The following is a 10,819-nucleotide window of genomic DNA, read 5'->3' as shown; positions in this document are numbered from 1 at the left end:
CTGCCGCGCGAACCGTCGACGCGGTCTGCGCCGCAATCGGCCGCGCACTCGATGCCTTCACATCCGAGGAATGCGCCAACTACCTCAAAAATTCAGGCTATCGAACCTAATGCCATCACGCTTTAGCCGAGCTGAATGCCATTCACCCGTTTCGCGAGGGTACCCCTAGGACCTGCAGCGTTCGCGTCCGTCAAACAAGGCGGCCCTCAGCGGAGGAATACGGAACATAGACACTTTCATTGTGAGTATTGACGCGGGAAAATTGCGGAAGCGTCCTCATTGATGGAAAAGCCCGCCGCTAATTTGCGACGGGCAATGTAAAATCAATCCTGCAGGTCAGCCGAACGCATTGCAAAATAGGTGTCGAAGTCGGGCGCGGCCCTCTGCCCAGCAATAAGGTCTGCATTCAAATGCATGATGGCTAGTTGCAGTTTTGGCGCGAGCAACGGTTCGTACAGCGGTGCCATGCGTGCCCAATGGCCATCAGACACATTGTCCTCAGCCGTGCGTACGATCTGATTGAGTCGGCCGGCTGTGTCGGTGTTGGTTGGGTCCGCGGCAAGCAGCTTGGTGGAAGCGGCAGTAAGTGTTGCGGTTAGAAATTTGATGAAATCTAGCTTGTGACTCGCGATGGTCTCTTTCTGTTGTGCGCACGAAAAAAGCCCGGCGTGCGCTGCCGGGGTGAACTATCGACCGTGGAAAAGTTATAACTATGTTTCGGCACCCCACGTGGTGGGCACTTCAAAGCGCTAGCAGTTTGCTGAAAAACCCCAGGATTTGAGTTTTTTGGTCTCGGTGAACGCCGTCGATCAATTTTCAGGTGATGTGTTCGTCAGCTTGAGGCATTTTCTTGCGTGAGGGCGGTGTTGCCGGCCCGGTACGGCTACGCTGCAAGCAGTTTGGGAATGCGGATCAGGTTATAGGCGATCAGATTGAGCAGGAAGTCGGCAGCAACGCGAGCGATGCCACGATGTTTGGTCTTGCGCATGGTGCCGTGCTGCTTGCCCCATCCGAAGATGCACTCGACCATCGCCCGGCGCGATTGCGACATACCATATCCGGGATGCCGCGTGGTTCGTTCGTCGATGGCACTGTTGCGGGTCTTGCCGGTTTTGGTGACGGCCTGGTTCTGTGTCACATGCGGCGTCACGCCGATGGCGCGAAGATTGGCGACATGATCGGCGGTATCGTACGCCTTGTCCTCACCGGCCGTGATGCGGCGGGCTGCGGCTTTGCGTCTTGCCTTCAGCATGGTCTCCGAAGCCCGGCGTTCGGCGGTACCATTGGCATGCGTGACCCTGCCGGCCACCGCTAGTCCATTCCGGTTCTCCATGGTGGCGTGGCCCATATAGCATAGCTTAGCCTCCCGCCCGGCCGCCTTGCGATAAAGCCTGCTGTCAGGATCGCTGGTGCTCGCATGGGTATCGTTCTTGCGCTTCTGGCCGTGGAAGTTGGCGCCATCGTCATCGTCGCCGCTGCCGTCCTTGGGGCGAAAACTCTTCTGCGAAGCCCAGGCCTCGATCAGCGTTCCATCCACCGAAAAATGCTCGTCCGACAATAGGGGTTTGACCTGCGGATGGTTCAGAAGCCTGATCATGAACTTCGTGAACACCTCACCGTTCTGTAGCCGCTCCCGGTTCTTGGTGAAGGTGGTCGGGTCCCAGACCGGGTCGTCCGGCGACAGTCCGACGAACCAGCGATACAAAAGATTGTAGTCCAGCTGCTCCATCAACTGACGTTCCGAACGTATGCCGTAGAATACCTGCAGCAACAAAGCGCTCAGCAATTGTTCCGGGGGGATCGAAGGACGTCCCTCGCTGGCGTAGAGCTTCCCAAGGCTGCGGTTCAAATCACTCAAAACATCACGGACGAGATCCCGGACCTTCCGCAGCGGATGGTTCGCTGGCACACGCTTATCCGGCGCGATGTACGAAAACAGGCCGCCCTGATCCGTAAACCTCCCGCGCATGATCGTCTCCCCCGATTCGAGATGATAAAGTGAATCATCAAGCCTCCTCCGTGACGAGGGGGTTTTTCAGCAAACTGCTAGGTGACGTCTTGGTGCATCTGCGCTATGGAGCGCCTCATCTCACGATGGGCCCGGCTGATGAACGCGCGCTCGACACAATATCCCGCTGAGAACGACGCAACGACGGCAACCCCGCAGGCGATATAGCTGCTCGTTAAGTCCCACCAAAGATTGATGCCGGCGACCATAGCGAAAATAAGCACTATGGCTCCGTTGCGAAAGGCTTTAACCAATGCTTACCCCTAGGTCATGTACAGTAGCATCGCATTTGCGATGCTTAGCTGCGCTTTATGCTAGTCGTCCGTCGAATTTCTGCGCGGAGGTGGCTAATTGTCGTCGGCAGGCGTTTGTCCTATTCAGCGATCACACCCAACGGGAAGATCGCCGTGAGACTACGCGGATGACCGGTTCGCTGTTCGTATTCCCTGATATCCACTTCGCGCGTAACATTGGACAATGAATCGTCGAAGCTGGTTTGAACCTGACCCTCTTCCATGATCGGCCACCGTCGCACTGATCCGCTTGCCGACATACTGTGGTCGGCGCGAGCGCTTAGGGCGGTAGACCATGGTTTCAACAGTCCAGTGAGTCATCTTCCCTCATCGCTACAATCGGTTTTTTTTACCAAAGGTTGTGGCGGGAATAAGTTAGTCGGGGGCTCGGCGCACGTCGGAAACCACCCGAAAGATCATGCCAAGCAGCATGCCGATTGCGAGTCCCATCACCGCGATCATTTCCAGCCCCCTTCGCTCGTGCTGGATGATAAAAGTGAACCAGAGCCTTTAGCGGGCGTTTACTGGCCCACATGCGCTGCATTTCTGCTCAGCACAGGCGCTTATTGCCGCGGTTGGGAGGGGCCGGGCTCTCGGGGCGTTCGGCCTCGGCGATAGGGGCCGCCAACCAATCGATAACCAATACTACGGCGCAACCAAGCGCGAACAGACGCGACTAATCATCGTCAGTTTCATTAAGGGTTTTCAGTGTTCTGCGGGCTCCCTTCCCGCTCATAACGGTCTGGTTGCAGGTTCGAGCCCTGCCTGGGCCCACCAACGTGATCAATAGTTTACTTCGTCTTTGTTGCCTGCAGCGCTGCCGCCGCACCAGAAACCGCACCAGATACGTGCACTTGTCGTTCGTGGCCGGGTTTGGCATCGAATCATTCGCCAGTGTTAGATGATGGGAGCACATTGGGCGGCGTTCAATCGTCACCAGCTCAGTTGGAGAGGCGAGAAGCACCCGCGGATGGTAATGATAGTGACGCCGGAAATGAAATAGCGACGGCGCCGAAAGCGAGTGCAGTCGCGAGCCCGGTAAGGTAGGCTCCCCAGTGGCATAATTTGGCAAATGGTCCTCCGCCGAAATGGCAAGTTTGGGAAAAGGACGGCTGGGCCGCTATTGGGTAGCAAATATGAGTCGCTCCTCCACTCCGCAAACCGCCAGTTACACTTACGCCAATTGGCGGCGCGCGATCGACGGCAGGGCTAGCCAGGAGACCACGGAAGCGCTGTTGTTCACGGACACGTGGGTTACGGGTGAAATCTCTGATCTCGGGCCGTACGCACTCATCAACACGATCGCTCATGCCGGCCACCATGGCGGACGTATTCTTCGCCCTGCCATCGTGATGCGCGTCGCGCACCATTATGAACCGGCAAGTGATCCGGCATACCGGTCGCCAATGCAGGATGACTTCGAGCACTATCACGGCGGCGACTACCTCGATGAGATGGCGGCCATCGCTTCACTATTCCTTGGTATTCGTCTCAAGGCCGGAGGCGTCAACCGAGAATTTCGCGGCGAAGATGATCGATTTGGACGCCCCATGCAGATTGCGAGCAAGCCCGATCCGCAACTGCTGTTGGAAGGCCGGCCGCAAATCCCGCGCCTGTCGTTGCCGGTAAATCTCAACACCGGGCTCGCGCCATTTGCCTTGTTTCCGCGACGCACCGCCGAACAAACGAACACCCTCATCAAAGCGGCGCGACAGTATCAGCAAGCCGTGTGGATCGCCGATTCCGACCCTCGCTCGCCTGGCTGATGCTGGTCTCGGCAATCGAAACGGCCTCGTTAAGCTGGTCATCAGACGTCTTGCCTGTTGAGCAGCTCGAAACGGCGTTTCCGAAACTGTCTGCGCTTATCTCCAACAGCCCCGCTCCCGAATTGCTCGCTCCTGTCGCAGAACTATTGAAGAACATCACCCGATCGACAAAGCGCTTTGCCGGATTCGTCGACACTTTTGCGCCACCTCCGCCATCGACGAGACCTGAACAGTACATGCAATTTTCATATGCGCCCAAGGATCTCAGCAAGGCGATGGGCCTGATCTACGGCCACCGTTCGAAGAGCTTGCATAGCGGCACCGCGTTCCCACTGCCGATGTGCGATCCGCCGCGCTACACCCAGGCTTTCGAGAGCATCCTGAGCGTTCAAGAAAAGCCGCTTGGGTTGGGTATGTCTTCTCGCAATGCGAGCTGGAAAGTGGAGCAGACGCCTATGCTTCTCAACATGTTCGAGTACATCGCGCGTGGAGCGCTCCTTAATTGGTGGAACTCCCTGACCGAAGAAGCCGCCGCGGACGAAGAGGCATAGCGCTGACGCGTAGCGGCACGACTGGGTGGGCTAGACCCCGAGCGGCTCGTTTAACGAAGCCCTCGATAGGCGCGTCCTTTGGTGGCCTCGCTGTTATAATCCCGCCCCCGCCCTTCGAATCGCTTCGGAGATCGTCATGGCCGAACAAGGCGCCGAGATAATCGAACAGCCCGGTAAGCTGGAAGAATATGTCGATAAGGTCATGCCTTATATCAACGCACGATTAGAGCGTAGCATGTGTTATGGGGGGCGGGTCGGACGGCAAGCCCGACAATGCGGGGCAGAATGTCTCGCATTTCCAACTTTTTCGCTGGCGAGCAGGGTACAAGCAGGTCGGAGCCCTGCAGAAGCGAAATTTTGCGATTTGAGCGGCTGTCGCGACGCCCAGAGAATAGGTAGCTCGCTTGCCCTGATCATCCCCGGCGATTACATGCGCCGGTCACGGACGATCGGGGGCATTGGAATCACATCCTGAATGAAATGGACTGGGCCCTGTTCGGCCTGGGGTACCTGAGGACGGCGCGGCGATCCGCCGACGAGGAGCTGAACCATGTCATGGACGAGTTACGTGGACACGGGGCTCGCCACCAACTGTGGTTCTCACGCACGAAGAACGTGTTTCAGAGCCTCTATCACTACAGCGATGAGTTTCCGAGCGACGGCAGGATTCCCGGTGAGGGCTTCGGGTCTCCGACCGGTTTTGCCCAGGAGCTGGACGGGTATGAGGCGTTCCTCGACGGCATGCTAACCGAGTTGAATGACGTCGATCAGCAGCTCCGTGACAAGGAAGGCGCAGACGGGCCTGCATTCCTCATTGGTACCGTTCGTGAACGGGTCGTCTACTTTCTCGACGCGGTGAGGTATGTAAAGGGAAGCCGGCCCACGCCAGCTACGTCGGGAGGCCAGACGGTGAACTGTCGCTGCTCGTCAGGCTCGCTGAGCGCCTTCATGAGTCAGCCCTCGCGCTCAAAAAGCATCCGCATGACGGGGCGACCATGACCATCGCGAACGAGTGGGACTGCCAGTATCTCTTTCACTCGATCCTCAACGCGTATTTCCGGGACGTCCGGTTGGAGGAATGGAATCCGTCTGTTGCGGGATCGACCGCCCGATGCGAGTTCTTCCTGAAGGAGATTCGTGCGATGATCGAACTGAAGTTTGCTCGCGTCCCGGACGACCAAAAACGGTTCAGCCGAGCTACTGACGGACTTCGCGGATTACGGCGCCAATACAGGCGTCGACTACTTGATCGTGCTTGTCTACGATCCCGAACACAAGCTTCCTGCTGCGGTGCAACTTCAAGCAGATCTCTCTGGTCCTCACAAATGACTGAAGGACGTGCGCGTCGTCGTGTCACCGCCCCGCGCACCCTAGAAAGGGTCATCATGGAATGGCCGAGAGTCTGGAAATAGTGACCGCGGTAGACCGGTTGCGGCTCCGGTGCCGAACCAAGGAAGTACGGCTCGCCGCCAATGTGCGACGGACTAACCGACCAAGACTCAATTTGATCCATGTGTCGGAAGACTGCAGGCCGGACCTCCGCTGTAGCCGCTAATGAGCCAGGGTTTTACGTTCGAGGACCACTATGTTCAACATGGAGCTTTGGAGGGTACTTGTCGGCTCAATGTTTGAGCACGTTTACGTAACGGCCACTGGCGGAGATAAATGGCCCTGCGCGGGTAGAAATACGGGCGGACACAGGGTGCTGGAATTAGGGAACGCCGATGTCGGGCGGGCGAAGATTGCCGCGGGCTCCGATAGTAACGCTGGCATCCTTTGCGCGCGTACCGGATTAGACATTCAAATCGCAAATCGAATTCTGCTTGCTGGTACGCCTGCCGGTGCTCGGCCCCCTTGCGTACCGCTCAATATGGCGGCAGCAAGAGCAGTGCATTCATGTTTGGACAATATGGGAGACAGTTTGAAACTGGGCTCGGAAATACGACCTTGAAATGAACCCGGCTGGCAGCAGCGACCTTGAGCCTATCTCTGATCTAGAGAAGATTGAGGAAACCAAGCTAGGCATTAAGCTTCTGGTCGAAGGAGCACGAAGCAAGACTCGGCCGTCGTTCACGATCGCGGGACTAATCATTCCCGAAAAACCCGTTGCGGAAGGAATTCTCATCAGAGATACGTCAATCATCTGGGAGGAACTCGCTCGCAAGGTCACTTCCGATTGGAGGGAAGCTTATCAAGTGCCGAGCGAGAGGTGGGAGGAATTGCTCGCTGGAGCATTCAGAAAATAAGGCTGTGATCAGGTTATTCTGACACCCAGGTCGGGAGACCACGGACGAGATCTGATTGCCTTCAAGAACGGGCTGGGTTGCATCAAGATAATCGGCTCGGTAAAGGCGAAGAGGAATCCCCAGAATCTGGTTCGTTATGACGACGTGCGAGCATTAGGCTTCGCCGTGACCGCCGATCCATCTGCTTCGAAGGGCATCCTAATGACGACCTCTGACTTCCCGCCGCGGATTAATGAGGACCCTCTCATTGCACCCCTTCTCCCATATCGCTTGGAGTTGATGAACGGTATCAAATTGAGAGCGTGGCTTCCGACAATTCTTGAAACTGGTAAAGACTAACGCCTTGAACCAACAAGCGGCATGCCAACGGGGACCATGACTCGTCAAAGTGATCCACGTTCCTGCGCGGAGCCGTCTAATTGTGTTCCATGCAGACTAAAGCAATCCGCCCCTGCTGCGCGGTAAGTTAAGTGCCTTAGCTTAAGGAGCGGTTCGTGTTGCTGGTACACTAGATGACTTCGAGCTCAGCACATCTGCTCGAACGCGTACGTGAGCTGGTCGCAAACGGCGCTTTGGCAGACGAACGTGTCGACGCGCTCGTCCTGCGCGGGCGACTATCGTCGCCCGATGCGCAGCCGGCCTGGCTCGTATTTGCGGACGATGCGCCACCGCCGTTCACATCGGTGCAGATTTATAATCCAGCTCTCGGTGGCGGCGTCCTCACGGCGCGACGTATTCGACCCAGCGCGCGAGGTCGTGATCACACTTGGAAAACCGGCAATCAATGACTGCGCATTCTTCATTTTCTAATCCAGCATTCCACAATATTTGGCGCAGCGGACCATCCTGGCGCGACTTGCAGTCGTCGACTTCAATCCCGCTCAGGCATTCCGCACACGCGGATTAGACGTCGCTCCATGGGATCTCGAGCAAGCAGTCGCGCTTCCGGAAATCCCGCCTGGCCCAATCGATCCTACCCGATACGTCCGCGATTTCGTTCCGGATCGCGAGGTAGCTACCGATCTCAATCCATGGATGCTGGTAACGATGCCGACAGCCTCATCGGTAGCATATCGAGCATGGGAAGCAGTTGCGGCTCGACGCTTATTGGGCGGACTCGTGTCCCGGGTTTGGCTTGAGGACGGTCAAGTCTGGGTGCAGGCAACCGCCACACCTCCAATCTATCGTATCAAAGCAGACGATCATGCCCTACCCGTTGCACGACCTTCGCTGACTGAAGACGCCTCGTGGGTTTTTCTGGCCGGAACCGACATCGCGGCACGCCACCTGCTCTTCCCCGGAGAGCTAGCTCGCGTCAGCCGTCCTCAGCAGGACCTTGCAACGACGTTGGAAGAGGCCCTCGAGGCAACGAGGGCCGCTTATGAGGCTCACGTCCAATCTTCGAGTCGTGAAAGTGTTCCGCACAAGGGACACAGACCGACGCTTCCGGGCGCCCGGATCTCAATAACGGCCTTATCACCTTCGTAGTACGCACTCTCTACAACAAACCCACGCGGCACCCGACTGGAGCGGTGGAGTGCTTGCTGCATGCCTCCAATCAAAGCTCCACGCCCCCCCAAACTGCATCAAACGTTAGTCAGAGCCAATATTGTAAGCCGAATAACAACTTTCTTGGAGCGCAACACCTCCCCTATGTAGGCCTAATGCTCTGAGCTCCGATGATGTCCCTTGTCAGGTCAACCCGCGATCTCGATCGCTCTTGAAGCAGGATGCCGGAGCGCTCGTCTGAACTCAGCGAACTGGTGGAACATGACAAACAGCGCGATCATTCCGGCGCCCAGCTCAGCGATTGCTTGACTGGCCAACAGTCCGTTGAAACCCGATATGACCGGGAATAACAGTACGGCCGGTATGAAGAGATAGCCCTGCCTTGCCAAGGACACAACCGCACTGAGGCGTGCTCTCCCGAACGACTGAAGCATCGTCGCAACGAAACTCTCAACACCAAAAAGTCCAAAAACGAGATGGAAGACGATGCAGGTCGAGACGGCAATTTCCGTGACCTTATCGCTATCGCTGAACAGTCTGACCAAAGGCCGCGCAAAAGTCACAACGGCCACAGAATACGCAACGGAAAGAGCGACAGTCATGGAGAGCATGAACTTCGCAGCCTTCAATACACGAGCAAAGTCGCGTGCGCCCCAAGCGAAACCCAGGACAGCTTGAGAGCCTATGCAGAAGCCGGTGATAGGCAGTGCACCCATCGTCAAGATTCGCACTGCTATTCCCACGGCCGCGATGGAATCGTCGCCGAACGGCGCAGCAGCTCCGTACAAGAGCATAACGGCAATAGCAGATAAAATACTGGTCATGGTCGACGGCGCCCCCATGAACGCGAGCTGTCTGATGCGATCTGCTCGCAACGAGATGTGAGTTATCCTGATGAGGACTATCCCGCGAAGCTTCGTAAAATACGCGATATAGAGGCTAATAGCAGCGATTTGAGATACCAGCGTCGCGAGGGCTGCGCCTCGCACACCAAAGTCCAGCAAGAATATGAGACGGGATCAAGCACAGCGTTCAGTATGAAGGCTGTAATCATCGTCCACATGCTGAATCGTGTGTTGCCTTCGGCTCTGACGATGAAGCCGTTGACAATGTTTAGAAGCATCAGGGTGTACCCGAACAAAAGCGTCGCCGCGTAGTCGAGCGCCACGGGCATGATGGTTGGACTTGCCCCGAGCGTTACGAAGATCCCTCGCAGGTTTAGAAGCAGAGCGACGGTAACAATGATACCGATCGGGGCGGCGAGCGCGAGTGCAGTACTCGCGCCTCGACTCGCCTCCAGGTACTCACCAGCGCCAAGATGACGAGATATGAACGACGCTGTTCCAACACCGATCCCCTGTCCGGCTGCCGCGAGCAGGACCACGATCGGCAAGGTCATGCTGACAGCTGCGATCGCCTGCGCGCCAAGTGCGCCAACAAAGATCGCGTTGACGACCTGCTGTAACGCGTGGATAGAGCTGGTCCCGGTTGTCTGAACAGAATTTCCGCGTCGATTGGTGGAGCGTCTGCCGGGGTTAGGCTGCCATGCGGAGTGGCCGCGGGGTGAAGTAGGCTTGATCCGGCGTGCTGCCGTCAAGACTCGAATGGGGACGCCTGCTGTTATAGAAGTCGAGATATCGGCCGATCGAGCTGCGCGCCTCGCTGACGCTGTCGTAGGCCCGCAGATACACCTCCTCGTATTTGATGCTGCGCCACAGCCGCTCGACGAACACGTTGTCTCGCCATGCGCCCTTGCCGTCCATGCTGATGGCGATGCCGCGGTTGGCGAGTGCGCTTGTGAAGGCCGCACCGGTGAACTGCGAGCCTTGATCAGTGTTGAAGATATCCGGCTTGCCGTGACGAGCCAAGGCATCCTCCAGCGTCTCGACGCAGAAGGCTGCTTCCATCGTGATCGACAACCGCCACGACAGGACCCGGCGGGTCGCCCAGTCCAGCACCACGGCGAGATAGACGAAGCCACTCGCCATCGGGATGTAGGTGATGTCCATCGCCCAGACCTGGTTCGGTCGCGTGATCTCCATGCCGCGCAGCAGGTATGGATGGATCTTGTGGCCGGGCTCGGGCTTTGTTGTGCGCGGTCGGCGATAGAGCGCCTCTATCCCCATCCGCCGCATCAGCGTTCTGACATGCCGGCGGCCGATCTTGCACCCCTCGGCAGCCAGCAGGCCTCTCAGCATTCGCGAACCGGCGAAGGGAAACTCCAGATGCAGCCGGTCGAGACGCCGCATGATCGCGAGATCGGCGTCCGGCACCGGCCGTGGCAGGTAGTACACGCTGCCGCGGCTGATGTTCAAAGTCTCCGCCTGCCTGGTGATCGACAGATCATGCTCGCGGTCGATCATCGCTTTGCGCTCAGCAATCCCGCCTTGGTGAGCGCTCCTTCTAAAAAACTGATCTCGGCGCTGCACGCCCCCTGTGGGATAGA

The 10,819-nt window shown here is 57.5% G+C and carries 10 protein-coding genes and 1 pseudogene; 6 read left to right on the top strand and 5 right to left on the bottom strand.

Annotated features, from left to right (window positions below; translation table 11 throughout):
• Positions 1–323: 323 nt before the first annotated feature.
• The gene (locus QCM77_RS44670) at positions 324–467 is read right to left on the bottom strand and encodes a hypothetical protein (RefSeq protein ID WP_280096990.1); all 144 of its coding nucleotides are present in this window, start codon (positions 465–467) and stop codon (positions 324–326) included.
• A 416-nt stretch (positions 468–883) separates the two neighbouring features.
• The gene (locus QCM77_RS44665) at positions 884–1,969 is read right to left on the bottom strand and encodes an IS5 family transposase (protein WP_280096989.1); all 1,086 of its coding nucleotides are present in this window, start codon (positions 1,967–1,969) and stop codon (positions 884–886) included.
• A 1,468-nt stretch (positions 1,970–3,437) separates the two neighbouring features.
• Here QCM77_RS44665 and QCM77_RS44660 point away from each other — a divergent pair.
• From QCM77_RS44660 to QCM77_RS44635, 6 genes and pseudogenes are all read left to right on the top strand, one after another.
• Positions 3,438–4,067, top strand: a complete 630-nt coding sequence (locus tag QCM77_RS44660; protein WP_280096988.1) for a hypothetical protein — start codon at positions 3,438–3,440, stop codon at positions 4,065–4,067.
• Complete coding sequence (locus QCM77_RS44655; protein WP_280096987.1) at positions 4,067–4,618, top strand: hypothetical protein; 552 nt, start codon at positions 4,067–4,069, stop codon at positions 4,616–4,618. Before QCM77_RS44660 ends, QCM77_RS44655 begins: the two co-directional genes overlap by 1 nt.
• A gap of 480 nt (positions 4,619–5,098) precedes the next feature.
• Positions 5,099–5,617, top strand: a complete 519-nt coding sequence (locus QCM77_RS44650; RefSeq protein WP_280096986.1) for a hypothetical protein — start codon at positions 5,099–5,101, stop codon at positions 5,615–5,617.
• Positions 5,533–6,030: a PD-(D/E)XK nuclease domain-containing protein gene (locus QCM77_RS44645; protein ID WP_462804415.1), complete on the top strand. Its 498-nt coding sequence runs from the start codon at positions 5,533–5,535 to the stop codon at positions 6,028–6,030. The genes QCM77_RS44650 and QCM77_RS44645 overlap by 85 nt, the downstream gene beginning before the upstream one ends.
• A 540-nt stretch (positions 6,031–6,570) precedes the next feature.
• A complete protein-coding gene (locus tag QCM77_RS44640) occupies positions 6,571–6,864 on the top strand; it encodes a hypothetical protein (protein WP_280096985.1) in 294 nt (97 codons plus the stop codon).
• Between the two features lie 12 nt (positions 6,865–6,876).
• Positions 6,877–7,203 (top strand): annotated as a pseudogene (locus QCM77_RS44635) (restriction endonuclease); the annotation flags it as partial.
• A 1,358-nt stretch (positions 7,204–8,561) separates the two neighbouring features.
• On the opposite strand, the gene QCM77_RS44630 reads toward QCM77_RS44635, so the two are convergent.
• The 3 genes from QCM77_RS44630 to QCM77_RS44620 all read right to left on the bottom strand — a co-directional run.
• The gene (locus QCM77_RS44630) at positions 8,562–9,197 is read right to left on the bottom strand and encodes an MATE family efflux transporter (RefSeq protein WP_280096984.1); all 636 of its coding nucleotides are present in this window, start codon (positions 9,195–9,197) and stop codon (positions 8,562–8,564) included.
• 77 nt (positions 9,198–9,274) lie between these two features.
• Positions 9,275–9,772, bottom strand: a complete 498-nt coding sequence (locus tag QCM77_RS44625) for an MATE family efflux transporter (RefSeq protein WP_280096983.1) — start codon at positions 9,770–9,772, stop codon at positions 9,275–9,277.
• A 136-nt stretch (positions 9,773–9,908) separates the two neighbouring features.
• The coding region (locus QCM77_RS44620) for an IS3 family transposase (protein ID WP_280096982.1) at positions 9,909–10,819 on the bottom strand (911 nt) is incomplete at its 5' end.

The organism is Bradyrhizobium nivariense, assembly GCF_029846695.2.
Lineage (GTDB): Bacteria > Pseudomonadota > Alphaproteobacteria > Rhizobiales > Xanthobacteraceae > Bradyrhizobium.
This window is presented reverse-complemented; position numbering and strand designations above follow the sequence as displayed.

Excerpts from the sequence above, each read along its gene's own strand:
- QCM77_RS44670 (WP_280096990.1), bottom strand. The coding sequence starts at position 467 with ATGGCACCGCTGTACGAACCGTTGCTCGCGCCAAAACTGCAACTAGCC.
- QCM77_RS44665 (WP_280096989.1), bottom strand. The coding sequence starts at position 1,969 with ATGCGCGGGAGGTTTACGGATCAGGGCGGCCTGTTTTCGTACATCGCG.
- QCM77_RS44660 (WP_280096988.1), top strand. The coding sequence starts at position 3,438 with ATGAGTCGCTCCTCCACTCCGCAAACCGCCAGTTACACTTACGCCAAT.
- QCM77_RS44655 (WP_280096987.1), top strand. The coding sequence starts at position 4,067 with ATGCTGGTCTCGGCAATCGAAACGGCCTCGTTAAGCTGGTCATCAGAC.
- QCM77_RS44650 (WP_280096986.1), top strand. The coding sequence starts at position 5,099 with ATGGACTGGGCCCTGTTCGGCCTGGGGTACCTGAGGACGGCGCGGCGA.
- QCM77_RS44640 (WP_280096985.1), top strand. The coding sequence starts at position 6,571 with ATGAACCCGGCTGGCAGCAGCGACCTTGAGCCTATCTCTGATCTAGAG.
- QCM77_RS44630 (WP_280096984.1), bottom strand. The coding sequence starts at position 9,197 with ATGACCAGTATTTTATCTGCTATTGCCGTTATGCTCTTGTACGGAGCT.
- QCM77_RS44625 (WP_280096983.1), bottom strand. The coding sequence starts at position 9,772 with ATGACCTTGCCGATCGTGGTCCTGCTCGCGGCAGCCGGACAGGGGATC.